22 protein-coding genes and 2 pseudogenes are annotated in these 25,201 nt (G+C 64.0%); 9 read left to right on the forward strand and 15 right to left on the reverse strand.

Features of this window, described 5'->3' with window-relative positions:
- From ACIA49_RS33615 to ACIA49_RS33645, 7 genes are read left to right on the forward strand one after another with little or no spacing between them, the layout of a single operon-like run.
- A complete protein-coding gene (locus tag ACIA49_RS33615) occupies nt 1-1,215 on the forward strand; it encodes a diaminobutyrate--2-oxoglutarate transaminase (RefSeq protein ID WP_396382001.1) in 1,215 nt (404 codons plus the stop codon).
- Nucleotides 1,216-1,228: 13 nt separating this feature from the next.
- Nucleotides 1,229-2,506, forward strand: a complete 1,278-nt coding sequence (locus ACIA49_RS33620; protein ID WP_396382003.1) for a SidA/IucD/PvdA family monooxygenase — start codon at nt 1,229-1,231, stop codon at nt 2,504-2,506.
- 22 nt (nt 2,507-2,528) lie between these two features.
- On the forward strand, nt 2,529-3,455 hold the full coding sequence (locus tag ACIA49_RS33625) for an ATP-binding cassette domain-containing protein (RefSeq protein ID WP_396382369.1): 927 nt from the start codon (nt 2,529-2,531) through the stop codon (nt 3,453-3,455).
- Nucleotides 3,452-4,240 (forward strand): ABC transporter permease, encoded by a 789-nt coding sequence (locus ACIA49_RS33630; RefSeq protein ID WP_396382005.1) that lies wholly within the window; start codon nt 3,452-3,454, stop codon nt 4,238-4,240. The genes ACIA49_RS33625 and ACIA49_RS33630 overlap by 4 nt, the downstream gene beginning before the upstream one ends.
- 11 nt (nt 4,241-4,251) lie before the next feature.
- Nucleotides 4,252-4,926 carry a thioesterase II family protein gene (locus ACIA49_RS33635; protein ID WP_396382006.1) on the forward strand — a complete coding sequence of 225 codons (675 nt, stop codon included), beginning with the start codon at nt 4,252-4,254 and terminating at the stop codon, nt 4,924-4,926.
- A gap of 17 nt (nt 4,927-4,943) precedes the next feature.
- Nucleotides 4,944-5,750 carry an SDR family oxidoreductase gene (locus ACIA49_RS33640; RefSeq protein WP_396382371.1) on the forward strand — a complete coding sequence of 269 codons (807 nt, stop codon included), beginning with the start codon at nt 4,944-4,946 and terminating at the stop codon, nt 5,748-5,750.
- A gap of 13 nt (nt 5,751-5,763) precedes the next feature.
- Nucleotides 5,764-8,076: an amino acid adenylation domain-containing protein gene (locus tag ACIA49_RS33645; RefSeq protein WP_396382008.1), complete on the forward strand. Its 2,313-nt coding sequence runs from the start codon at nt 5,764-5,766 to the stop codon at nt 8,074-8,076.
- 2 nt (nt 8,077-8,078) lie between these two features.
- Here ACIA49_RS33645 and ACIA49_RS33650 read toward each other — a convergent pair whose 3' ends face one another.
- The 3 genes and pseudogenes from ACIA49_RS33650 to ACIA49_RS33660 form a co-directional block, all read right to left on the reverse strand.
- On the reverse strand, nt 8,079-9,839 hold the full coding sequence (locus tag ACIA49_RS33650) for a fatty acyl-AMP ligase (protein WP_396382010.1): 1,761 nt from the start codon (nt 9,837-9,839) through the stop codon (nt 8,079-8,081).
- Nucleotides 9,840-10,238: 399 nt separating this feature from the next.
- Nucleotides 10,239-10,425: pseudogene (locus ACIA49_RS33655) on the reverse strand (IS3 family transposase); the annotation flags it as partial.
- Nucleotides 10,426-11,786: 1,361 nt separating this feature from the next.
- Nucleotides 11,787-12,530: pseudogene (locus ACIA49_RS33660) on the reverse strand (ATP-binding cassette domain-containing protein); the annotation flags it as partial.
- A gap of 186 nt (nt 12,531-12,716) precedes the next feature.
- On the opposite strand from ACIA49_RS33660, the gene ACIA49_RS33665 reads away from it, so the two are divergent.
- Nucleotides 12,717-13,316: a peptidase inhibitor family I36 protein gene (locus tag ACIA49_RS33665; protein WP_396382012.1), complete on the forward strand. Its 600-nt coding sequence runs from the start codon at nt 12,717-12,719 to the stop codon at nt 13,314-13,316.
- Between the two features lie 413 nt (nt 13,317-13,729).
- On the opposite strand, the gene ACIA49_RS33670 is transcribed toward ACIA49_RS33665, so the two are convergent.
- The 6 genes from ACIA49_RS33670 to ACIA49_RS33695 are packed head-to-tail and all read right to left on the reverse strand — an operon-like array spanning nt 13,730 to nt 18,911.
- Nucleotides 13,730-14,515, reverse strand: a complete 786-nt coding sequence (locus ACIA49_RS33670) for an IclR family transcriptional regulator (RefSeq protein WP_396382014.1) — start codon at nt 14,513-14,515, stop codon at nt 13,730-13,732.
- Between the two features lie 12 nt (nt 14,516-14,527).
- Nucleotides 14,528-15,721, reverse strand: a complete 1,194-nt coding sequence (locus tag ACIA49_RS33675; RefSeq protein WP_396382016.1) for a trans-sulfuration enzyme family protein — start codon at nt 15,719-15,721, stop codon at nt 14,528-14,530.
- Entirely contained in the window at nt 15,714-16,184 is a 471-nt protein-coding gene (locus ACIA49_RS33680) for a RidA family protein (RefSeq protein WP_396382018.1), read from the reverse strand. The genes ACIA49_RS33675 and ACIA49_RS33680 overlap by 8 nt, the downstream gene beginning before the upstream one ends.
- Nucleotides 16,181-17,218, reverse strand: a complete 1,038-nt coding sequence (gene dmpG, locus ACIA49_RS33685; RefSeq protein ID WP_396382021.1) for a 4-hydroxy-2-oxovalerate aldolase — start codon at nt 17,216-17,218, stop codon at nt 16,181-16,183. Before dmpG ends, ACIA49_RS33680 begins: the two co-directional genes overlap by 4 nt.
- 5 nt (nt 17,219-17,223) lie before the next feature.
- Nucleotides 17,224-18,120: an acetaldehyde dehydrogenase (acetylating) gene (locus ACIA49_RS33690; protein ID WP_396382023.1), complete on the reverse strand. Its 897-nt coding sequence runs from the start codon at nt 18,118-18,120 to the stop codon at nt 17,224-17,226.
- Nucleotides 18,117-18,911: a 2-keto-4-pentenoate hydratase gene (locus tag ACIA49_RS33695; protein ID WP_396382025.1), complete on the reverse strand. Its 795-nt coding sequence runs from the start codon at nt 18,909-18,911 to the stop codon at nt 18,117-18,119. Before ACIA49_RS33695 ends, ACIA49_RS33690 begins: the two co-directional genes overlap by 4 nt.
- A 346-nt stretch (nt 18,912-19,257) precedes the next feature.
- Between ACIA49_RS33695 and ACIA49_RS33700 the strand changes: the two genes are divergently transcribed.
- The gene (locus ACIA49_RS33700; RefSeq protein ID WP_396382027.1) at nt 19,258-20,574 is read left to right on the forward strand and encodes an MFS transporter; all 1,317 of its coding nucleotides are present in this window, start codon (nt 19,258-19,260) and stop codon (nt 20,572-20,574) included.
- A gap of 84 nt (nt 20,575-20,658) precedes the next feature.
- Here the strand turns inward: ACIA49_RS33700 and ACIA49_RS33705 are convergent, their stop codons facing one another.
- The 6 genes from ACIA49_RS33705 to ACIA49_RS33730 form a co-directional block, all read right to left on the reverse strand.
- On the reverse strand, nt 20,659-21,171 hold the full coding sequence (locus tag ACIA49_RS33705; protein WP_396382029.1) for a polyprenyl synthetase family protein: 513 nt from the start codon (nt 21,169-21,171) through the stop codon (nt 20,659-20,661).
- A 183-nt stretch (nt 21,172-21,354) separates the two neighbouring features.
- Nucleotides 21,355-22,119: a putative sugar O-methyltransferase gene (locus ACIA49_RS33710; RefSeq protein ID WP_396382031.1), complete on the reverse strand. Its 765-nt coding sequence runs from the start codon at nt 22,117-22,119 to the stop codon at nt 21,355-21,357.
- Nucleotides 22,113-22,688, reverse strand: a complete 576-nt coding sequence (locus tag ACIA49_RS33715; protein ID WP_396382033.1) for an alpha-ketoglutarate-dependent dioxygenase AlkB family protein — start codon at nt 22,686-22,688, stop codon at nt 22,113-22,115. The genes ACIA49_RS33710 and ACIA49_RS33715 overlap by 7 nt, the downstream gene beginning before the upstream one ends.
- 30 nt (nt 22,689-22,718) lie before the next feature.
- Complete coding sequence (locus ACIA49_RS33720) at nt 22,719-23,528, reverse strand: alpha-1,2-fucosyltransferase (RefSeq protein WP_396382034.1); 810 nt, start codon at nt 23,526-23,528, stop codon at nt 22,719-22,721.
- Nucleotides 23,518-24,321, reverse strand: a complete 804-nt coding sequence (locus ACIA49_RS33725; RefSeq protein ID WP_396382036.1) for an MTAP family purine nucleoside phosphorylase — start codon at nt 24,319-24,321, stop codon at nt 23,518-23,520. The genes ACIA49_RS33720 and ACIA49_RS33725 overlap by 11 nt, the downstream gene beginning before the upstream one ends.
- Nucleotides 24,318-25,190 carry a class I SAM-dependent methyltransferase gene (locus tag ACIA49_RS33730; RefSeq protein ID WP_396382038.1) on the reverse strand — a complete coding sequence of 291 codons (873 nt, stop codon included), beginning with the start codon at nt 25,188-25,190 and terminating at the stop codon, nt 24,318-24,320. Before ACIA49_RS33730 ends, ACIA49_RS33725 begins: the two co-directional genes overlap by 4 nt.
- Between the last annotated feature and the right edge of the window lie 11 nt (nt 25,191-25,201).

The following is a 25,201-nucleotide window of genomic DNA, read 5'->3' on the forward strand; positions in this document are numbered from 1 at the left end:
ATGACTGACGTCTTCACCAACCAAGAGTCGAACGTTCGCAGCTATTGCCGCGACTTCCCGGCCGTCTTCACCCGCGCCGAGGGCCATCACCTTTGGGACTCCGACGGCCGGCGCTACATCGACCTGCTGTCCGGTGCGGGTGCCCTGAACTACGGGCACAACCCCGCGGACATGGTCGCCCGCGTCATCGAGTACCTGAACTCGGGCGGCCCGGTGCAGTCACTGGACCTGCATACCCTCGCGAAACAGAGCTTTCTGGAACGGCTGCGGGACGTGATCCTGGAACCGCGCGGGATGGGCTCGTACGTCGTCCAGTTCCCTGGGCCGGCGGGGACGCTCGCCGTAGAGGCGGCACTGAAGCTGGCGCGCAAGGTCACCGGGCGAACGAACGTCTTGGCATTCCACGGCGGCTTCCACGGAACGTCGCTGGGATCGCTAGCGGCGACGTCCTCGCCACTGCTACGCGGAGCGGCCGGTACACCGCTGAGGGACGTGACGCTGGTGCCGTACAACGAACCGGTCGTACTCGACCCGGCGCACGAGCCACCAGCAGCGATCCTGCTGGAGACCGTCCAAGGCGAGGGCGGCCTGCGCGCCGCCACCGGGCCGTGGTTGCAGCACCTGCGCCAGATCGCCGACTCGACCGGGGCGCTGCTGATTGTCGACGACATCCAGGCTGGCTGCGGGCGTACCGGCACGTTCTTCAGCTTCGAACCCTTCGGCGTGCTGCCCGACCTGGTGTGCCTGTCGAAGTCGTTGAGCGGCATGGGGTTGCCAATGGCAGCCGTGCTGATCAAGCGCAAGCTGGACCAGTGGGCGCCGGGCGAGCACAACGGCACGTTCCGCGGGCACAACTTGGGTTTTGTCGCCGGCACCGCAGCAATGGAGCGCTGGGCCGACCCGTTGTTCACCGAACACGTCTCGCGGCTGGCCGACGCGATCCCAGCCACGCTGCAGGCCATCCAGAACATGACCGGCGGTGCGGTCACCGTCGTCGGGCGCGGCGCCATGAGCGGGCTACGGTTCGCCAATCCCGAGCTCGCTTCGCACGTGCGGTCCGACCTGTACGACCAAGGTGTCATCGCCGAGACAGCAGGCGGCGGACACGTGCTCAAGCTGGTGCCCCCGCTGACTATGCCGCTCGCCGACTGGGTGTCCGTCGGTGCCGTGGTTACCGAGGTCGTGGCGCACATCTCCGCACCCGCGTCCGCCTGATGGGAGTTCTTTCGTGACTGTGCATGACGTGCTGGGAATCGGCTTCGGTCCAGGCGGCATCGCTCTGGCAGCCGCACTCGAGGAGGAGGCGCCCCAACTGTCGTGCCTCTTTCTCGAGGCACGCGAGACCGCGGCGTGGCAACCGGGAATGTTGTTGCGGGGCAGCGACACACAGCACCACCCGAGCCGGGACCTCGCCACCCTCCGGGATCCGCGTAGCCGCTACACGTTCCTCAACTACCTACACGAGACCGGGCGACTCGTCGGATTCCTGAACCTACCGGCTCATTTCCCCCTGCGCCGCGACTACGCCCGCTACGTGACATGGGTGGCGCAACAACTATCGGGCTCGGTGCGGTACTCGGCGCAGGTGGTGGACATCGCGGTGGAGTCGGGCCATCACGTCGTGACCACCTCGGACGGCTCTTCCTTTCGCGGCCGGGCTCTGGTGATCGGCACGGGTCGTTCGCCCTACGTGCCGTCGATCTTCGAGGGTGTGCTGGGTGATTCGGTGTTCCACAGCTCCGAATACCTGTGGCGGATTGCCGCTCGCCGGGAGGCGCTGAGACGGCCGCTGACCGTCGCCGTCGTGGGCGGTTCCCAGAGCGCCGCCGAACTGGCGCTCGACCTGCACTCCGGCTCCACCGATCGAGTGATCGCCGTGACACGCGGATTCGGATACCGGCAGAAGGACACCAGTCCGTTCTCGGAGGAGGCGTACTTCCCTGAGCACACCGACTACTACTACAACGCTACGCCCGCGGCCCGCGCGTCGCTCGACGCACAACTGCGGCCAAGCAACTATTCGTCGGTGGACCTCGATGTCCTGGAAGACCTTTACCTGCGCCGTTACGAAGACTCGATCGACGGACAGGAACGCCTGCTGCTACGACGCAATCAGGAGGTCACGAACCTTGTCGCCGGAGAGACCGTGCGGCTCGACCTCGCCTCGACAGTGACCAGAGAACACAGCCACGTCGACGCCGATGTGGTGATCCTCGCGACCGGCTACCGTGACCTCGGCCCGGCCGAGCACCAGGAACCGTTTCCCGCCGTGCTCGCGCCGCTGGTCTCCCTGCTGGACACCGACAGCGATGGGGTACTCCGCGTAGAGCGCGACTACTTCGTTCCCGGACGGGCCGCGGACATGGTGCCGGTCTTCCTGAACGGCTTGTGCGAGTCCACGCACGGGCTGGGCGACTCGGGATCGTTCAGCCTGCTGTCATTGCGGGCACGCACGCTCGTCGAGGGAATCCGCAAACACCTGGCGGGAACCGTTGTCGCGGACTGAGCCGGAGAGCCCGGTCATCGACGTGTGCGGTATTCGCAAGTCATTTGCCGGGACAAGGCGTAGTGCGTCCGGTACGAACGCGCTGGCCGGCGTCGATATGTCTGTCGCCCAAGGTGAAGTGATGGCACTGCTGGGCTCGAACGGCGCGGGTAAGACGACGCTCGTCAGAGTGCTGACGACACTGCTGCGACCGGACGCCGGCACCGCCAGCGTGGCCGGTCACGATGTTGTGACCAACCCCGGCGCAGCACGCAGCTCACTTGGTGCCGCAGGTCAGTACTCCACAGTGGACGGTGTTCTGACCGGTGCCGAAAACCTCTACCTGGTAGGTAAGTTGCGCGGTCAGGGCAGGAAGCAAGCAAGGGCGTCCGCCGAGGATCTGTTGGAACGATTCGATCTCGCGCAGCATGCGCACCGCCCGGCCGGCACCTACTCAGGCGGACTGCGTCGCCGGCTGGACCTCGCCGCAGCATTGATCGGCGAACCGCCCGTCGTACTCCTGGATGAACCGACGACAGGTCTCGACCCGCGCAGCAGACTCGGCCTTTGGGCCGCCGTGGCCGCCCTGGCAGCAGCGGGCACGACGATCCTGCTCACCACCCAGTACCTCGAGGAAGCCGAGCGCCTCGCCGATCGCATCACCGTGCTCGACCACGGGCGGGTCGTCGCCGCTGGAACCGTCGACGAGCTGAAAGCCCGCCAGCTCAGCAGGATCGTGTTCGTGACCGCTCACGAACGCGACGTCCGCGCCGTCGCCGGCCTCGTCGCGCGAACAACAGGCACGGAACCTGAGACGGACCTACCGCTGCGCAGGATCGAGGCGACGGTGACCAACGGTCAAGAGGTACTCACCACTGTCATGGCCGGGCTGAACGACATCGATGTGATCGAGGCAGGCCTACTCCGCGCGAGCCTCGACGACGTCTTCCTCGAGTTGGTGCCACGATGACGATGTTGAGGCAGAGCGCGGACTTGGCTTGGCGCAACATGATCCGCCTGCGTCGCTCACCGGCGTCCCTCACGACGAGCCTGGTTGAGCCCGTGTTGTTCGCGTGCCTGCTCGGGTTCGTGTTCGGCGGCAGCCTCGGCGGTCCCGCCTACCGCGAGTTCGTGGTGGCGGGACTGCTGATGCAGACCGTCACCTTCTCAGCCACCTTCACGACCATGGGACTTGCACACGACCTGCAGGACGGCGCAATCGACAGGCTCCGCACTCTGCCTATTGCGCGAGTCTCCCTGCTGCTGGCCCGCACTACGTCCGATCTGACGGCCTGCCTGCTCAGCGTCTCCGTCAGCACCGCCTGCGGGCTCGTGCTCGGCTGGCGGCCGCGCAACGGCCCCCTCCACGTCCTCGGCGCCTACCTCATGGTGGTGCTGTTCGCGTTTCTCATGTCGTGGATTGGTGCCTTCGTCGCGCTGGTCACCCCCAACGTCCAGGTCGCCGGCAGCATCGGGCTGTTGTGGTTGTTTCCACTGACGTTCGTGTCGTCCGGGTTCGTGTCCGCGACCTCGCTGCCCGGCCCGCTCGCGACCGTCGCGACATGGAACCCGGTGTCGGGCCTCGCGAATTCGCTGCGCGTGCTTTTCGGGAACAGTGCGCCTCCCGGATTCCTTGCCCAGCACGGCTGGCCCGCTGAGCACCCGGTTGTCTACGGGACGGCATCGGCGCTGGTCCTCATCGCCGCTTTCGGCGCTCTCTCGACCTGGCGCTACCGACGTCGCACCGCGACCTGAGGAGAAAATCCATGATCAAGAAGACCACGTTGGTGTGTCTGCCCTTCGCAGGTGCCGGAGCCTCCGCGTTCGGGCACTGGCAGGCACTCGCCGGAGAGGACCTAAGGGTCCAGGCGATCGGTTTGCCCGGCAGGGAGCGCCGCATTGACGAGGAGCCCCACCGGGACGTCGCCGCCGCCGTCGCCGGAGTCCTGCCGGAGATCAGCTCCGAGCAAGTCGCACTGTTCGGGCACAGCCTCGGCGCCGTGCTCGCCTACGAATTGGCGCTCGCTCTGGGGGACCGCGTCGTACACCTGTTCGTGAGCGGCTCGCCCAGTCCCGGCGACGAACGCCCGGACCGCGCGACAGGCCTGTCTGACGACGAGTTCCTCCCGCGAATCGCGGGGTTCGCCGGCTTCACGCATGACGCGCTCGCCGACGAGGAGATGCGAGACATGATCATGCCCGCCTTGCGCGCCGACGTTGAGATGCACGAGAACTACCGACCCAGTACGAGTTCCGGGCTCACCGTCCCAGTGACGGCGATCCGCGGCGAGGACGACAACCTGGTCACCTACGAGCAGGCCGAGTCGTGGAGCAAGGTTGTCACGGGCCAGTTCGAGCACGTCGAGCTGCCGGGCGGCCACATGTACTTATCCGAGCACGCGCCCGCACTGGTACGCCTGATCACCTCGGCGCTGCTGTGAAGCGCCTGGCGGGCAAGGTGGTCGTAATCACTGGCGCCGCACGCGGCCTGGGCAGGGTGACTGCCTGGGAGTGCGCGGCGCAGGGCGCAGACCTGGTGCTCCTCGACATCTGCGCCGACCTGCCCGGCGTTCCGTACCCGCTCGGCACGCCGGGGCAATTGGAACACACCGCCGACCTGTGCCGCGAGCAAGGCGCCGCCGTGCTGACCGCGGCCGTGGACGTGCGCGAGCGGTCGGCGATCGACGAAGCCGTCGCACGTACGACCGATAGATTCGGCCGGATCGACGTCGTCGTCAACAACGCCGGAATTGCCGCCCCGTCCGGAAAACCCGTGCACGAGATCAGCGACGACGAGTGGGAGCTGATGATCAACGTCGACCTCACCGGCGCGTGGCGGATGGTCAAGGCCGTCGGCAAGCGTATGTGCGAGCAGCGTTCCGGCAGCATCGTGAACGTCTCGTCCACCGCCGGATTGGTCGGGTACCGGCACTTCGCGGCCTACGTTGCCGCGAAGCACGGCATCATCGGGCTCACCAGAGCTGCCGCTCTCGACTTCGCGCCGATGAAGGTGAGGGTGAACGCGGTGTGCCCCGGTTCCGTGCGGGACGACACATCGGCTGAGGGCCGGATGCTCGCCGAGATTGCACGGGCGCTGGAGGTCTCGGTCGGCGAGCACGAGCAGGCCTTCACCGAGGCCCAGCCGATGAACTCGCTCGTCGAACCCGATGACGTCGCCCACGCCGTCGTCTACCTGGCCTGCGACGAGTCCAGGCAGGTAACGGGATCGGTGCTGACCGTTGACGGCGGCTTCGCCGCGCGCTGAAGGGGGACGACTCGTGACCTGGCACGCTCTGTACACAACCGGTGGGGACAGCGTCGACGCGTGGGAGGTCGAGGCTCGGGACACCACCCGCCGTGATGTCGAACTGCACCGCGCCACCGACGACTTCCGGCGCGTTCGGCTGCGTTACCCGGACGGAGCGACGGAACTGGTCGTGGTCGCCCACCGGGAACGCTACGACGCCGCGGCATTGAGCGAGCTGGCCGAGGGCGGCTCACCGGCCCCGGCACACCAGCCGATCCCACGCGCCACACCGTCTACACCGGACTGGGGACTACCGGCCGGTGGCCCGCCCGGGACGTTCGAACTGCTCACCGAGCCGGGCGACGCAGCCGACTGGGCGAAGGCCCTCGACATCGTGCTGGCGGTGTACGGAGGTGACGCGGCAACGCTGCGGTTCGTTCCGGACGAGCTGCCTGGCCGCTATCTGCCCTGCCTCGCACCCGACGCGGCAGTCACCCTCTCGGTGTTCCGCGACAGCCGCGGCTGGGTGCTGCGCTGTGACTACCTCGCCGATCACGTGCACCCGGCGATGGCAGAGCAGTTCACACGGCATCTGCACAGCGCACACGCTACCGGCGAGATGATGAACGCGGCCGAACGAGAACGGATCGCCGGACTGGGCCGCACTGCAGCACCGGCCGGCTTCTCGCTGACCATTCCCCAGGCGTTCCGCCGCACTGCGGCCGCTGCCCCCGACGCCAAGGCGCTCGGCGACATGACTTATCGCGAGCTGGACGAACGTTCCGACGCACTGGCGCGTGGGCTGGTGGCGAAGGGAGTGAAGCGTGGCGACCGCGTCGGGGTGTGCCTCGAACGCGGACCCGAACTCGTCGTCACCCTCCTCGCGGTGATGAAGGCCGGCGCCGCGTACGTGCCCATGGACCCGGCGTACCCTCTTCAGCGCTTGGACTTCACAGTCGAGGACGCGGGCCTCGATGTCGTAATCTCCCGCTCTTACCCTGGCGTGTCACCGGACGAGCTGATCGAAGACGCAGACCTGCCGACGACCGATCCGTCCGACGCCGCCTATGTGATTTATACGTCGGGCTCGACGGGCCGTCCTAAGGGCGTCATCGTGCCGCACCGCAACGTGATCGCGTTGATGGACGCGACCCGGGATACCTATGGGCTAAGTGACGCCGACGTCTGGACATGGTTCCATTCGGCCGCGTTCGACTTCTCGGTGTGGGAGATCTGGGGCTGCTTGCTGACCGGCGGGAGGATCGTGCCGGTGCCGTACCTCGTGTCCCGCGAACCGGAGGCGTTCCGCGACCTCCTGGTGGACGAGCAGGTCACCGTACTCAGCCAGACACCATCCGCATTCGCGCAACTGCTCGCCACAGAGCACCAGGCGGCACGTGTCCGGCTCGTCGTCTTCGGCGGCGAATCGCTCGATACCAGGATGCTGCTGCCATGGCAGGATTGGCATCCCGCGTGCGAGCTCGTGAATATGTTCGGCATCACCGAGACCACGGTGCACGTCACTGCGCGCACGATCACGCGTGCTCTGGCCCTGGCCGGCTCACGCTCGGTTGGTCCAGCGCTGGCCGGTTGGCATCTGTATGTCGCCGATACTGCCGGGGCGCTACTGCCACCAGGCGTGGCAGGAGAGATCGTGGTGGGCGGATCGGGAGTCGCAGATGGATACCTGAACCGCGAGGAGCTGACTGCGCAACGGTTCCGTCCCGATCCGTACGGCGAGGGTTGCGTCTACCACAGCGGCGACCTGGGCCGGTTGCGCCCGGACGGCACCCTCGATCACCTCGGCCGCATCGACAGCCAGGTGAAGCTGCGTGGCTTCCGCATCGAACTCGACGAGATCCGCTCAGTGCTCCTTGAGGATCCGGCAGTGCGCGCGGCGGCCGTCGTACTGCGGCAAGGCGATCCAACCGATGCCACAACGGCACGCCTGGATGCCTACGTCGTACTGAACTCCGGCTCGAGCGCTGAGGTCCGGGCACGGGCCGCGACCGTGCTGCCCGAGCACATGGTGCCGTCCGCCGTCACAGGAGTGGACGCCTTACCATTGACGCCCAACGGGAAGCTCGACGTGACGCGGCTACCCGCTCCGCCGGCGGTACATGTTGAAGAGGGTGGCGACCTCACGTCACGGCTGCGCGGGATCTGGTCGTCGGTTCTGGGGATCGAGGTCGGTGTGGACGACGACTTCTTCGATCTGGGCGGCAACTCGCTGCTCGCGGTCCGGCTCGGCTCGGCGATGCGCGCTGGTGGCCTGCCGGACGTACGGCTGCGGGATTTGTACCGCCATCCGACGATCAGCTCTCTGCTCGCCTCATTCTCGTGACGTCAGTCGCTTACGGCGAGCGGTTCCAGTTCGCGACGCAGGAACAACTCCCGCATAGCCGACCGCTGGACCTTGCCACTGGTGGTGCGTCGAACGGCACCAGGCCTGACCAGGAGGACCGCAGGCGCTGCGCCGAACTCCCGCGCCACGAACTGAGTGATCTCAGAGAGGAGTTCGTCGAGCCGTTCCGGACCCCAGTGTGCGCGGATCTCGTGCACCACGACGAGACGTTCAGGATCCGGTATCGAGAACACCGCACCTTGCAGGCCTTCCAGCTCGGCGTACCGCATGCGCAGTTCCTGCTCGACATCGTGGGGGTGGACGTTACGGCCGTGCAGAACCATGAGGTCCTTGATGCGTCCGGTCACGAAGATCTCGCCACCCATCAGCGCACCCAGATCGCCGGTGCGCAGGTACTCGCCGAACTCCTCGCGTTTCCAGTACCCGGACGTGACGCTCGGACCCGCGAGGCAGATCTCACCGACGATACCCTCGGGCAGCTCGGTCACAGTCTCTGGAGCGAAGATCCGCAGGTCGGTGTCCTGCGGCCGGCCGCACGACACAAGCTCCTTGCCCTTGCCGAGCTGGAGAATGCCGCCTGCCAGCGCGTCCGTGTCGACCTCGGCGACGAGCGGTGGGCGTCCCAACGTGCCGCTGACCAAGAGCGTGCTCTCGGCGAGCCCATACATGGGGACAAGCGTCTCGGCGTTCCACCCGGCGGCCGCGAACCGGCTGTTGAAAGCGCGCATCGTTGTGGCGCGCACCGGTTCCGAACCGCACACGGCCACGCCAACCTTGCTCAGGTCGACGTCCGCGAGCTGCTCGTCGGTGACGCGGCGCACGCACAGCTCGTAGCCGAAGTCCGGCGACGCGGTGGCGCTGATGTCGTACCGGTCCAGCATCCGCAGCCACTGGGCGGGCCTGCGCAGGAACGCCATGGGGTCCATCTGAACGTAACCACCTACTTGGATCAGGCCGGGCAGCATCAGACCGATGAGGCCCATATCGTGGTGCAGCGGAATCCAGCTGCCCGTGCGCTGGTCCGGACGGAGCTGCAGCGTGCGGACGATGGTGTCAACGTTGCTCACCAGGTTCCGGTGCCGCACCACGACACCCTTGGGCGAGCCGGTGGAACCGGACGTGTACTGCAACATCGCGATGGTTTCGCCGTCGACGGCGGCCGGCGTGAAGACCGCAGCTGGCAGCTCATCAGTGGCCTGGCACGGAATCTCAAGCCCCGAGTCCGCAAGCCACTTCTCCGTCTCGTCGAGCCCGGCACATTCGCACAGCACCGCACTGACCGTCGCGTCGTGGGCGATGGCGGTCAGGCGGCGCCGTTCGTGCGCGAACCTGCCAGGCCGCGAGCTCGGCACCGCGATCATGCCCGCATAGAGGCAGCCGAGGAACGCAGCGGGGAACTCCATCCCCGGACCGTGCACCAGCAACACCCGGTCGCCGGGCGCACAATGCTCACCGAGCCAGGCCGCGACCCGCTGCGCCGCTTCGTCGAGTCCCCGGTGGCTCAGAACGTGCGCCCCATCGTCCACGCCGGGATCATGCACGAACGTGAATACCGAAGCATCCGGCAGTCGCGCCGCTTTCTGACGATAAATCTCAACAATACTTTCCACAGGGCACCGAACCTCCGAGTTCCACCCTGTCGCGATAAGGCGCCACCCGAAAGGCATTGAGACCTGATTCACACACAGCGCACATATCGGCTTTGGATTTGTGCGCTGACACTGAGTCCTGACCTTTTCCAAGGTCTATCGCAAATCTGTTCGGAAACTCCGATCAATGCGAATAGTCGATTGTGACAGTGGTGGTCGCTACTGAGGACTCCCCTGGTCTGCACCCTCCCCCCGCGGGCGTTGCGCCCGGCGTCCGCCCATCCAGAAGGCGGGCATGATCGGAAGGCGGCACCCTACGACTGCGCCCCAAAGACTGTGCGCCAATGAATTGGCCACCCGTATGGTGATGCGGTGTCCCGCGAACCTCGATTCGATGAGCTCAGTACGGCCCTCCTCAGCCTCGCCGATCTCGCCACGAGTGTGGCTGACAGCCCAGCCATATTGGGAGAACACTAAAGGTCTCGATCCGACCTCCACATCCCCTACCAGCTGGCCGACGGCACCTACGCCAGCTACTTTGTGCGACAGGGGTGCGCACCATTTATAGAAGACCTGCTTGCTGAAGCCGGGCACCTGGCAGGTCACCGCGCCAGCGATACCGTCGACGGCAAGGTCAACGACCAGCGAATACGTCAATTTGGGTTGACGTCCCGGCGAAGTGCGCAGCAGCCCGGCGCAGAATCTCATTCTCCTGCTCCAACTGCCAGTTGCGCTTCTTCCGCAAGGAACCTACTGGGCGGGATGGCCCCAGACTGAGCAGACGTCGCCAAGGCGGCCATTAGGTCCACAAGCCCTGAATGCGTCGACGTCCCTCTGCAGACCTATCGAGTTGGAAGAGTACGGCCCGGTATACAGCTTGTAAATATTTGAGTCTCCCTTGAGATAGTAGTCGACGTGACTGCCTTTCCGGCTATCCGAGTTGATCCAGATCCAACTCGCGGATCCGCCCCCGGAGTATCGATTGTCCACCTCAGCTGCATAGTGACCGAATCCTGCTTCCTCGATTTCCACACGACAGGTGGGCTTATTTTTGCAAGCATAGTAGTCAGAAGCAGATGCATCGACAGCCTGGGCAGAGGACGTCAGAGCGACGATTCCGAGGATCGTCCATACTATTGCCTTGCCGCGCATTCAGCGCCTCCCTTTGATTGACGTCTGAGCCAATCAAATCGACAGGCTCAGGCCGATCAAATCATGGCGCCGTCGACGAACGCATGATGTTGCGTAGATAATTCAGGCAAGATATACAACGCTTCTCGTAGGTCGTGTAGCCAACTCATGGATTGACCAATCGCTCCGGATGACTGCCCGACCGTGAAGTTCACACTGCGGCACGTTATGCACGGAGTACGGCTGGACCCGGCGGTGACCATCGATGGCGCCGCGATCGGTCTCGCCAGCCCACGACCAAACACTCGACAACCGCAACATCGACACAATCGTCCGCACGGCCTGAGGTCGAACGCTGCATCCATGAGTTCACGCGTCCACGACTCTGCTGACGGGCCGTCGTACAGACGGTGGACCACGCTTTGAGTCTAAACAAAACGGAGTGGGTGGGCCCGACATCCGAAGATCGGATGCCGGGCCCACCCGAGCGACCTATAAGCAGTTCAGCTCACCTAGGGGCGATTCCTGCACGGTGGCGGATGACTGGCATCGCACCACGGCAGGTCAGCAGGTCCCTTCATGCCGAACCCTGTATAGCGTTCACGGACAACGAGGGGGCCTGCTGCAGAGGTAGCGGCAGGCACCGCAGTCGTCGCGGGGATAACGACCACCGCGCTCGCGACAGCGACGCGAATGCAGAACTTTAGCGCGTTCATCAAATCCTTTCTCTTGTTCGAATTGTTCTCTCGACCCATCCTGCGGAGATTGCGACCGCCGGCATGAGGCAAGCTCCTCTCTGCGCCCGCAACTGCGGTACTGCCAGCGCGGACGTCGGCCGCACCGTGCCCCGAGAGCTCAACGGACATTGAGCACGAAGTGAGAGAACAAGGACACGCAGCACGCCTCGTTCGACCCCAGCCCAGAGCGACCGATCTCAGGCCAGCAGAGCCTCTGGTCCACAGACATGCGTCAGCACGCGGACGGACGGCGATTCTCCGCTGAGCCTTGCGAAGAGGAGAAGTAGACACCACCGCGATCAACAAACCGTCGACAACCGATCAATGCCAACTCGAGACCTGCTGCCTGACTGCTAGCGGGCGTGCCAGTTATCCGATACGGCGGGCGCATCATGTGGGGTTCATGGCGTCGGCGCTCGACGATCTGGCCCTGCTCAAGCTTGATGAGCTGGTCGGCCACGTCGAAGTACCGATCGTCATGGGTGATTGCAATGACGGTTGCTCCGCGCTGACGGAGCTCGGGAAGTAGTTGCAGGTAGGAGTACTCCCGAAACTCCGGGTCCTGATCGGCGGCCCACTCGTCGAAGATCATGATCGACCGCTCACCAGCGATCGCCGCTGCCAGTGCAAGCCGCTTCCGCTGACCGGTGGACAGGTCGAGAGTCGAGAATCCGCCGTCGGCGACAGAGACCTTTGGGGCCATGGCCAGATGCGACAGCACCTGGTTTGCCTCGGCGCCCTTGTGCGCCAGCATCTGAGCGTCCTGTAGTCCGCGGTGGTCCAGATCCTCGAACAGGTACATGTCGGCGAAAACTGCCGAGATGTTGGATCGCAGCTTGTCGATCGTCGCACCCTCGATCAGCTGCCCGTCGAGCTCCAACCGCCCGGAGGACAAGGGGTACAGGCCGCAGATCATCTTGGTGAGCGTCGTCTTGCCACCGCCGTTGCCGCCCACGACGAAGTTGATGGTGCCGGGGTAAAGCTGACATCGATCGGGCCGACTTCGAACGCGGTCTCACCGGTTTCGGTCGGGTAGGCGAAGGTTGCCCTCGCCGACTGGACACCATCATCAACCCCATTTCGCCAGCAGCGTCGGATCGGCGAAGAGAAAAGTATTGACCTCAACCCGATGTCAACTATCCGTCGACAAGCGCGCGCTGAGATGACTGAGTTCTCGGAGCGCGAGTGGCTCACAACCTTCCAGTTGCCGCGTAATACCGACGACGAAGATATTCATGAAGTTGGACGCCCGTTCTGCACCACCGCTCCGACAGTAGCTCATCGACTGATAGCAACAAAGGAAGAGGGAGTGAACAAATTGAAGAAGCGTCTGTTCAAGATGATCCTCGCCACAATGGCCGCCGCCGCGGCCATTCTGACGCTCGCCACGCAACCGTCCTCCGCTGCCACGACCACTAATCCGGGCGACATTTGCCCATCGCACGGGTTTCAGATGTGCTTCTTTGTTGACGCGAACTTCAACGGCCCGGGTCTACTGTTCCCTTGGGGCGGCTATCCATACTGGGCGAATCTCAAGAACGTCAACGGTCAGAACTGGAATGATCGAATTTCGTCAATCGTCATCAACGGCGGAGATGGCTACTGTTTCTACCAGGAGGCCAATTACGGAGGGTACCAGCCGCAATACTTCGGGCCGGGCAATCACGCGACCGTTGATTCTCCATTCGTCAAATACAACGACAGTTTCAGTTCGTTCGCCAGAATCGATCACACCGACGCTGGCTGCAAGTTTAAGGGTTGATGGCAGTCACTTGCGTAGATGACAGCGAGGTGGTCGGGTGGGGGTGCAGTAGGGATGATGGCTCAAGGGTTCCCAACGGCTCCTCCCCGACCGTCACGAGTGACGAAGTGCGCCACCGGGACTCGTTTCCACTGGGCGACTCAGCACCGCCAAGAATCAGAGCGTGCGCGACCTCGCTCTCTTCACCAGCTCACCGAATCCAGCCTGCCGATCGGACCGGACCTGGTGGTAGACCAGGGCCGGCCCCCGCGGCCTCGCTCGTGCTGCGTACGCCGACGCACATCACAAATCTCGCGTTCTGCCGTATCCGGCGCGTACGGGCCGGACGCCAACTCACCCGTAGCCCTGGACGGACATCGCGCCCACCGCACTTGTGTCGAAGGTTTTCAGCAAGGGTAAACATTGCGCACTTGCTACTGACCGCTGAAAGCGCCTACGGCCCCCGACCGGGCGAGCGCACGCGCGAGGTCGACCGCGACCTGCCGGACCGCGCCCTCCGTCGCAGTCGGATCAAAGTGGCCGATACGACCAGCCGCCGATATTGCCGCAACTGCGCGGCCCTCCTCGATCACAACTGGGCACGCCACACAGCACACTCCCGGTGCTGACTCTTCGAATTCGTATGCCACTCGGCTGGCGCGAATCTCCTCAAGACTCTGCAGGAGCAATGATGGGTCGGTGATTGTTCGTGGTCCAAGCACAGCCAATGGCTGCGCGAGTAGTCGGTCGCGCATGGTTGGCGGCATGAAGGCGAGCAAGGACTTCCCGACTGCGGTCGCGTGCGCGGGCACGCGGCCGCCGACGCGAGATGGCAAAGGCGGCGTATCTCGATGATGCAGGATCTCGAGGTACACCGCCTCTCCCCGATCCAGAACTGCGAGATTGACCGTCTGTCTCACCTGCCACCTGAGTTCGTTGAGCGAAGGGACAGCCAGGCGCCGCAAAGAGCGCGGCCGTCCGGCGAGCTCACCGAGCTCGAAGACGCCAAGACCGAGCCACAGCAACTTGCCGTGCTCCTCGACATATCCGTGCTCGATAAGTCTCTGCAGGATGCGCCACGCAGTCGATCTGGGAAGAGCTGCCCTTCTGGCTAGCTCCGCGAAGGAGACCCCCAAGTCGTCGGCCCTGAACGCCCCCAGAATGCGAAAGGTCCGGTCGATCGGTGACGTGTCGAGACCCGAACCCTCGCCTCGCTCCATCCTCTGGCCCTCTCACATCCGGTCGAACGCCTGCTGAAAGTCGTCGATGAGATCTCCAGGATGCTCGAGACCGACGCTAATGCGGAGGAAGCCCATCGGCAAGCCGGCCGCCTCGAGCTCCATCGGCGAGAGGAGTCGATGAGTCGAGCTTGCCGGATGCGAAACCGTCGTTGCCGTACCGCCGAGCGAATGCACAAGTGTGACAAGTTCCAAAGCACCTGTGAATGCGTTCATTGCGTTTCGATCGGCATCGAGAACGATCGAGACCATCGCACCATAGCCGCCCGAGAGAACGCGCGATGCGAGCTCGTGGTCAGGGTGTTGCCGAAGCCCCGGATAGATCGCCTCTCGTACCCGCGGCAGGTGGGCGAGCCACTCAGCGAGAACTCCGGCAGTCCCTGTAGCGCGCTCCATTCGAACCACGAGGGTCTGCAAACCTCGCAGCGCCAGCCAGCTGTCCATGGGAGCGGCGATAGAGCCGAGGCGCACCATGCGGTCCCGGACTTTCTCGATGAGCAGTGCGGAGCCAGCGATTGCTCCGAGCACCACATCCGTGTGCCCCGACATGAACTTGGTCAGGCTCTCGACGACGACGTCCGCTCCGAGCGCAGCAGGCGTTGCTGTGTACGGGCTCGCGAACGTGTTGTCCACCAGAAGCAGGGCTCCTGACTCGTGGGCCATTTCGGCCACCCGACGGAGATCGGGGACGCGGAGCCTGGGGTTGGAGATAGTCTCGGCGATCACCAACTGAGGTCCGTCCTGGAGGGCGCCGTACAGTGCATCGAGGTCGGTCAGATCGATCTGGACATGCCGGATGCCCCACTGCGCGAGATCACGCAACAGCCCGAGAGTCCACCCAAATCCCTGAGTACTCACGATCACGGTGTCCCCAGGCGTAAGGAGCGTCAGGAGAGCAGCCGAGAGGACGGCCATCCCGCTGTTGCCCGCCACAGCTGCCTCGGTCCCCTCGATGTCAGCTACCAGCCGCTCGAGCGTGACGTTGTTCGGAAGACCGATGGTTCCGTACGTCGCCGCGTTCGGCACCTCGCCTGCGAACACCTCATCCATCTGCGCGATGTCCCGGAACTGCCACGCCGCGGTCTGATAGATCGGGTGCGCGACGGGCTCGTTGATCGGAACTGCAGCCCGACGCGGATGAAGCAGCTTTCGCGACAGTTCCCGGTCGCGCGCGACCGGTTCAATCATCGAACACCACCATCATCTCAAGTTCTACAGCCGCTCCGAAAGGAAGGGAGCTCATACCGACCGCCGATCGACTGTGCGCACCCGCATCTTCGCCCAAGACGGTGAGGAGGATCTCGGACGCGCCGTCGATGACTGCCGGGTGCTGCTCAAAGGTGCCGGACGCCCTGACCATGCCGAAGAGCCGAGGAACCGAACGCACCCGCTCAAGCGACCCGAGTGCTTTCTCTACCGTGCCGAGGGCCGCCAGCGCGGCATCACGTGCTGCCTCTTTGCCGGCTGGCACGTCAAGGTCGTGGCCCAAGGTACCGACGATCGACACGCCGCCATTACGCCAACCGATATGGCCAGAAACATGAAGTGTGTTTCCCACGACGCTGAATCCTTGGTACTTACCTACGGTGGGGTGCTTCAACAGCTCAAGCCCAGCCGCGGACAGCGCGGTGCGGTAGTCGTGACCACTCATCGAACCCTCACATCATCCTTTGTTGCTTCGCCAAGTTCTGCTCGGAGCCCAACCGCAATGTCAATCATCAGGTCCTCCTGTCCTCCCACGAGTTTGGCCTCGCCCGCACGCTTCAGTATCTGGAAGGCAGGCACGCCGTACCGCTCTCCTGCGCGGGCAGCGTGCAACAGAAACGAGTTGTAGACGCCGAACCGCCCCTGAACGATCGCGGCGCGGTCAGCGATGGGATAGGCCGGAATCAGTGGCGCGAGCGACTCCTCAGCCGCTGCGAGGATCAGCTCTTCATCCACTCCGGTGGCGACGCCTCGTGCCGCGAAGGCGACGACGAGGAGTTCAGTGGGAGTGTTTCCCGCTCCGGCGCCCAGAGCCCGGAGGCTGCCGTCGATGCGGCGAGCTCCGGCGTCGTAGGCAGCGAAGGAGTTGGCGACCCCGAGTCCGAGGTTCTGGTGGCCATGGAAGCCCACCTCGGCATCAGCGCCTATTTCGTGGATCAACGCCGCCACTCTCGCGTCGACCTCATCGGGCACGAGGGCTCCTGCGGAGTCAACCACGTAGACGCACTGGCATCCGGCGTCGACCATGATCCGAGCTTGGCGGGCGAGTTCGTCGGGCTCACTCATATGGGACAGCATCAGGAAGCCGACCGTCGCCATCCCCAGCTCCCGCGCGAGGCCGAAGTGACTGATGCTGATATCCGCTTCGGTGGAGTGCGTAGCGATTCGCACCACGCTTGCGCCTGCTGCGCCGGCTTCTCGAAGGTCGTCAGCCGTGCCGACGCCTGGAAGCATCAGCACGGCGATCCTGGCGTTCTCCACCGCGTCCACGGCGGCGCGGACCAGATCGATGTCGCTCGTGCCCGAGAAGCCGTAATTGAACGACGAGCCTCCCAACCCATCCCCATGGGATACCTCGACGACTGGTACCCCAGCCTGGTCTAATGCGTGGGCGACCGTGCGAACCTGCTTAACGGTGAACTGGTGACGGACTGCGTGGCTGCCATCTCGAAGGGTGGTGTCGGTGATCTGTACAGACATCGCTGTCACGCCGCTTTCATCGCGGTGGACATAGCTTCGCCGACTCGGGCGGCGGCCGCGGTCATGATGTCGAGGTTTCCGGCCCACGGTGGCAGGAAGTCGCCGTTGCCTGTGACTTCAACAAAGATCGATACCCGCGCCAGCCCGTTCCACTCCGGCTGTGGGTTGTCGAATTGTGGGTCCGCTGTCAGCCGGTATCCGGGAACGTAGCGCTGCACCTCGGCAACACGATCGACGATTGACTCCGCGATCCGTGGCCGATCCGCGTCAGCACTGATCGCTGCGAAGATGGTGTCCCGCATCACCTTCTCCGGACGCGCGGGGTTCAGGATGATGATCGCTTTTCCACGCTGAGCGCCGCCGACGCTTTCCATCGCACGCGCGGTGGTCTGTGTGAACTCATCGATACTGGCCCGTGTTCCCGGCCCGGCCGAGCGCGAGGAAATCGACGCGACGATTTCCGCATATGGGACAGGAGTGATGCTCGATACGGCGTGGACGATGGGAATCGTCGCCTGCCCGCCGCACGTCACCATGTTGACGTTCGGCGCGTCGAGATGTGCAGACATGTTGACGACCGGCACCACGTGCGGGCCAACCGCTGCCGGCGTCAGGTCGATCACCGTGATGCCCGCCGCGGCATAGCGTGGCGCATTCACCTCGTGCGCGCTGGCGCTTGTTGCATCGAACACGATGTCGGGCAACTCTTGTTCCAGGAGCCAGTCAACCCCGCCTGCACTCGCCTCGACGCCGAGATCGGCCGCCCGACGAAGCCCTTCGGACGCAGCATCCACACCGACCAGATAGCGAACCTCGATGGTTTTGCTGGCGCGGAGCTTGAGGAGCAGGTCGGTCCCAATGTTTCCAGGACCGACAATGGCCGCCACGGCTTTTCGTCTCATCGCCGTTCACCGATGAAGTCGACTGATACCGTCCCTAACTCGTCAAAAGTTGCCGTGACCCGGTCACCGGCGCTGACTGCCACCGACGCGGTCATGGCGCCGGGGATGATGAGCGAGCCGGCTTTGAGGTGCACTCCACGCGCTCCGAGAGTATTTGCGAGCCAAGCCAGTGCCTCTACAGGGGAGCCGAGCACGTCACGCCCCACACCTACCAGCGGCTCCTCCTCGTTCTTCTGCATTCGAACGCTCAGAGACTCCAGGTCCAGGGATTCTGCAGGAAAACGGTTCCGCCCGAGGACGACACGGGCTGCCGACCCATTGTCGCCAACGGTGTCCTCGAGCTTGATTCGCCAGTCCGAAATCCGAGAGTCGACAACCTCGAGAGACGCAACAACGCTCTCGATGGCCGCTCGTGCCGTCTGGTAGGTCACGCCAGGCCCTTCGAGCGTCGAGCCCAGGATGATGCCGATCTCGGGCTCCACGCGGGGATTGATGAAACTGCCGACCGAGTAGATGGTGTGTCCGGCAGCGACCATGTCCGCGAAAAGGTGTCCATAGTCGGGCTCGTCGACACCCATCTGCTCGCGCATGGCACGCGAGGTAAGACCGATCTTGTGCCCGACCACTACTCGGCCTTCGGCGACCCATGCACGGACGAGTTCGAGTTGAACCGCGTAGGCGTCGTCGGCGGTGAAGCCAGGAATGGTTTCCGTCAACGGAGCGATGGCTGTGACGTCGTCCTCGGCCAGCCGGAGCCGCCTGGCCACGTCCTCGTGTGTATTGGAGATCATCGCGCAACGCTAGATTCCACCGCCCAGGCTGCCTATGCAGCGTTCCATTGAGTGAAACACGCGGTGACGAACTGGGTGGCCGCGCCGACTTGGGAGATGCTGTGAGGCGCACAGCGCGTCCGACCGTGGCGTTGATCGGGCGTACACCTGGTCCCTCGACACTGGAGAGTGTGCGAGCGCAGACACGAGTCCCGGCTATTCAGGCGAGCAGTAAACCCAGCATGAGCGGTCATCCTGGACGCACAGTGCTACCCACAACAGCATTTGGTTCCATCGGCACCAGTCGACATACCGCGGATGCACCGGCAGAGCAGGCGACTGCCTCCTCGTTTGGGAGCGGGGTCTAATGCAACTATCTCGTCGCACCCGAGCCGGGTATGCGCTTGGATCGGTGGCAACCGGCTCATTTGGCACCGTTCCCGGTCTCCTGCTACTCCCCTTCCTCACCGACGCCCTTGACGTGACGGCGGCGTTGGCTGGGATGATCGTTCTCCTCCCCAAGGTCTTCGACATCATCCTCAATCCGCTGGCCGGTCGGCTCAGCGACCGATCGGTATCACCGCTCGGTCCGCGACGGCCCTTTCTACTACGCGCAGGAATAGCACTGGCTGCGTGCTTCGCGGTCTTGTTCGCTGCGCCCGACGTGGGCTCCGTCGCAGTCGAATCCCTTTGGGTACTGCTGGCCTTTGTTGGCTGCGCGGCCGCGTACGCGTTCTTCCAGGTCCCGTACTTCGCCATGCTCGCCGAGATGACCGACGACTACACCGAACGTACTCGCCTCATGTCGTGGCGGATCGCCGTTCTCACCGTGACGATTCTGGTCAGTGGCGGCGCCGCACCGGCCATCCGGGACCAGATTGGCGGCAGAGGCGGCTACCGGTTGATGGGACTGACCGTCGCATTGATCCTCGCCGCAGGGACCGTCGGCGCCTATTACGGCACCCGCAGCGCTCCTATCGGCCGCGAGACCGAAGCAACCGGCTCGCTGCGCGAGCAACTCCGCATCATCGCTCAGGTACCGGACTTCCGTCGCCTTGTCCTGACCATGATGTTCCAGTCACTCGCCATGGGTTCCATGCTGGCAGGTGTCGATTACGTGGCGCGGTACGTCATCGGATCCTCAGGAGCAGCGACCATTGCCTTCGTCTGCATCGTCGGCCCCGCACTGCTTGTCAGCCCACTTTGGCTCGCCCTGGGCAACCGGTTCGGTAAGAAGGTCGCCTATCTGCTGGCCTCGGCGATATTGGCGACCGAGGCGGTCACGCTCACCACAGCGGATGTCCTGCCCACCTGGTGCGTTTACCTGGCTATGGGGGTTGTCGGAGCCGGCTTCACCGGCGCGCAGGTCTTTCCCCTCGCCATGCTTCCGGACATCGTCGCTGTCGACAGCGCCAAGAGCGGCATACGACGAGCCGGCGTGTACACCGGCATCTGGACTGCCGGCGAAACAGTGGGCCTCGCCCTCGGTCCCGGCATCTACGGGCTGGTCCTCGCAGCCGGCGGCTACAACTCCTCCACCACCGGCAGTACCGCCCAGCCACACTCCGCTGTCACCGCGATCATCCTCGGAGTCTCCGCCGTACCGGCACTCTTCATCCTGGCCAGCTTCATCCCACTCGCCCGCTACCGTCTCACCGCCCAAGAGGTTCAGGTCTCCGTCTGACGTCAGATGAAGGCAATCGCTACTCGCGCGCGGACGTACGTGGCGAAGCAGTGGAGGATCGGCAAAGCAGCGGGAGGAACCGGACTAGGGGTGGTCAGGCGGGTATCCACTTGAGCGAAGCTGACATTCGATCAAGTTCTCGATACATTCGCGGGCACCGTGGCGCAGAGCACGGCGCGGATTTGGTAGGCCTGCGCCTCGGTGAGGTCCGGGCGGCCGAGGAGAGAGTTCAGTGGCGCCCAAGGCCGACGGCGACGAGTGCCGTGTGTTTGCCAGCACGGAAGTCGTCGAGACGCGATTTGCCGGTTTGCGAGGGTTCCCAAACGCGCCAAGCAGGTCGTCGCGTAACTGGAACGCCTCACCGAGCGGCAGCGCGTAGGCGGTGAACGCATCGAGGAGTGCCGTATCGGCGCCGCCGAAGACAACGCCGATGTGGAGTGGGCGTTCGATGGTGTACTTCGCGCTCTTGTACCGTACGACGATCAGCGCCCGCTCGGTGCCGGCGGTCGGCGCGCCGGTGGCCGCGAGGGCCCTGACATCCGTAGGTCCCCCCGCCGCGCCGATCAAGCCTCCGAGGGCTAGCCGCTTGCGGGCCAAGGCCCACCGTCACCGCAATTGAGCAGTGCCCCGGCTTCCGTTGACGGCCTTGCAATTGATGAGCGGGCAAACGACCGCCGAGCAGCGGCCGACCCCCGACTGGCGAGCTTCCTGCGGACTGGCTCGAAACCGACGCTCGCTTGCGAGTTCATCAGAGCAGGGGCGCGTCTACTCACCACGCCGCTAAGCCGTCCTCGCGAGACCCCAGGTCAGCAAGTAGTTGTGGCGAAAGGTCAGCGGAATCTCTGGTTGAACGCGCGCCTCGGGGAGACGCGCGAGTATGTCTTTCTTGGTGAGGTTCTTGCTGCTCAGGCGGTTCCCAATCACGTAGCCGGCGCTTGCGGACAGGGCGAACGCCTCCAGGTACCGGATACCGATAGGTCGGCGAACCTCGGTCAATGCGTAGTTGCTGATGAAGAGCGATGACGGCCAGGACGCCGGGATTGCTCCGTTGCTGATCAGTCGGAGGCTCGACCGAAAGTCTGATGCCTGCAGGTATCGATGCTGGAGCTCCAGCGCCTCCGGAAGGTCGACGATCGTGTAGCTCCTGGGCGAGAAAAGGCGATCGATGACTAGAGCTTGACCTCCGTACCCACCGCCGATCTCGACGATGTCGATCTGGCTGAGGTCACCGCCGTACATCGCTTTGATCTCGGCGGCGACCTTCACATACCTGCAAGTGCTGGCTGAGTAGCGACCGAACCCCTCGACATCGATGACGCGGGCGCCACCTATCTCGTCGTTGACGGCGGCGTCCGGCAGGCGCCTCAGCACCTCGGGCCATATCGCCGCCGCTCTCGCAAGCATCGGGCCGGCCATTTCATCCGGCAGATGCTCCATGATGCGCAGGATCTCGGGATCACGCTTGAAGGCTTTGAGCCCGTCCGCCGTCGCTGCGTGAGACAGAGCCGCTCGATAGTCCCGTGAGTCGCTCAGGCTGGTCAGCATTTCGTTCCTCCTGACCTGAAGTGGCGGAAGGTCAGGTTCAGGCGCGGCTCCGCGACTGTTTTCCTCTTCGGAAGACTGTGCTTGTACTCAGACTGCGATTCGGCGCGCATGACCAAGAGATCACCATGGCTCAGCTTGACGCCGTACTTGGCACCAGTCTTCTCATGACGGATCAGGAAGTCCCGGGAGGCGCCGAGGCTGATCGATGCAATCGTCGGGCGCGCTCCGAGAGTCGGCTCGTTGTCCGCGTGCCACCCGACGTACTCATCGCCAGTGCGATACAGGTTCGCGAGGCAGGAGTTGAACTCCGCCTGGCATTGGGACTCGAGTTGCTGGTTGAGCAATCTCAGCGGTTGCGGCATTGGGCTCGGTACATTCACCACTCCCGAGTAGACGTAGGCCTCGTCGCCGAACCAGGCCGTCATACGCGGCACCGGAACCTGTCGGCCGAACATCGTGATTGTCTGCACCTCCCAAGGAAGCTGCTCTGTCAGCAGCGCCAGCAGGTCCGTGGCTTCGGCCTTCTCGATCCAGGCTGGATACAGCTCGAAACAGTCAGGCAGGCTCATGGTCGCTCCAGGTCGTACGTCAGGTGGCTGTCACACACGATGCCAGCCGGCCAACTGAAGATGGTCTCCGGGCACACTGACCTCAGGCCCGAACCACGTTGCCGGACAGGCGACCCTGTCGTGCCCGGCCAGATACGCGGCCCACCAGGAGAAGCTCGAATTGGCAATGACCAGCTGCGCGGCAAGGCTCATCGCTATCAGGTCGGTGGCTGGCAGGCCAGCGGAGGCAACCCGTGCATCAGGGAGGAGGGGGGCGAGCTCGGTAGAACACCAGTGGGGATCGTCAGAGAAGATCAGGATCTCGTTGTCGACCTGCAGGGCTTCGAGAGCGTCTCGGACGTAGTCGCTACCCGCGACCGGGAACTTTCCCGGGTAGTCCAAGTAGTCTCCGCGACGAACGTGGATACTGCAGAACTGTCCAGGTTCGACACCAGCGCCTTCCAGTACGGCGTGCGCCTCGGAGGCCAGGCTGGGTTTCGGTCGAAGCAGGTCGCGAGCGAAGTCCCTGTCGCGTCCCCAGAACTCGGCTGACTGCAAGTACTCGGCGATCTCGGGTTCGACATCTGCCGACACCAGTGTCCTGGAATCGGTGGCATCCGAAAGCATCAGCGGCGAAGTGAACAGTGCCTCGTCGAGATCGAAGTAGGCCGCCAATCGGCGACTTCCGAACCTCGGCCGGAGACCATGCTGATTTCCGAGCCATACAGTGGATGTGAGCTGGAACAGCTGGTTTCCCAACCGGCCCATCGTCCCCAGCGGGTAGGTCAGAACATCGCTCAAACCTTGCATCTTCTCGCGCTCCTGCCTCTTACCTTGCGGCCCGCCGACATCACCGGGCATCGATCCAGGGTGGTGACTGCAGCGCGCCTGGAGCACCGGCGCACTGACACTCATCTCCGCCGATATCGGTGAGCAGACCAATCGCCTTCAGGGCGACCTGCTCAAGGTGTTCGCCGTGCTCCTGCCGAAAGGCACCGATGACCTCATTGTCGATGGAGTCTGCGTTCAAACCCGCCGCCAGGTTCGCGACCAGGCCCAGAGCACCGTGGCAGATTCCCAGCTCACGCAGATAGATAGCCTCCGCTACCCCCGTATGCCCGACCACGTCGCCGCCGAGCAGCGAGTATATTCGAACCTCAGCAGCAGTTTCGTAGCGAGGTCCATCCACTCCGACGTAACAGATCGCTGTCTCTAGGTCCACGTCGATCTCTATGGCGGCCTTTTGCAGGCTCGCTTGCACCTGGGGACAGTATGGTTCCGACATGTCGGTGAACCGGAAACCGTCATCGGCAAAGATCGTTCGGGGCCGGTGGCTGGTGAAGTCGATGAACTGCTGCAGGCTGACGATCGTGCCTTCCTGCAGGTCCCTGCGAAGTGATCCAACAACACACGTCGAGAGAACGGTGCGCACATCGAGCTGAGCAAACATCGCACAGATTGCTCGCGTGTTGATGAGACCAGGTTCGAGTGGGTGGCGGATGCTGCCCCTGCGTACGAGGTAGATATCGTCCCCATCTACTCGCATCCGTTGCGTCAGAACATCGCCCCACCGCGTCGGAACGTAGAGCGTCTCGCGCTCGATATCGAGCGAATCGAGACCCATGCTGCTCGTGGCGATCAGTCCTAAGGTCATCTCTGCCCGGCCGCCCCTAGCTTGCGGAAGGCCCAGACTTGCAGGCCCGGTGTGCCCGTGAATGCCGCGCGGTTGGCGTCTGGCATGAGCGTTGCTGCTGGCAACTGATCCACATCGGAACTCTCGAACAAAGGCTCACTGAAGTGATCGACTTCCAGCCCTGCCTGGCGAGCAGATGCGAGGTAGAGTGCGGGCCAATGCAGGAAGTTGCGGACAGCGCCCATCCGGTCCTTCTCCCGCACCGTCACATGGGAGCCCAACATGATCTGCACTGGATGGACGTCGACAATCACGACACGCCCACCCGCCTTGGCTGCACGGGCGAACTCTGACATCACGAGGTCGAGTTCGCGGACATGCGAGACGGCCAACGTCGAGATGACCAGGTCGAACTCGCCGTCCTGTACTGGGAGGTCGCGTAGATCCCCTTTGAGGAATCGGCTTTCTGGGCTGTTCTGGCGCGCGACATCGAGCATCGCCGACGTTGCGTCGACCCCGGTAATCTCATATCCGAGCTTGGTCAACCGCGACGCCTGCCGTCCTGTGCCGCAGGCCGCGTCGAGGGCCTTCTTCCCCTCACCAGCGCTCAGGACCCGATCCAATGCCTCCTGCTCGAGCCGAACCAGGACGTTTGTTGCGTTGTCAGAGTCGTAGCTACTCGCCCACCTGTCATAGCCGTCCTGAGCGCTCTTCTCCACATAGTCTGTCTCTACGAAGTCTCCCTGTTCGATTCGGTGATTGAGCTCGCGGCCCTGAGCCTGCAGCGCCTCGAGATCGCTGTCGTCGGCAAGGCACCAGCCGCGCATATAGGCGAAACCTTGGATTGCAGCGATGTATTGAGCTTCTCTTCTGGATAGCAGAGGTTCCATGTCAAGTTCCT

Origin of the sequence: Kribbella sp. NPDC051587 (genome assembly GCF_044453945.1) — a bacterium.
Classification (GTDB): Bacteria; Actinomycetota; Actinomycetes; order Propionibacteriales; family Kribbellaceae; genus Kribbella.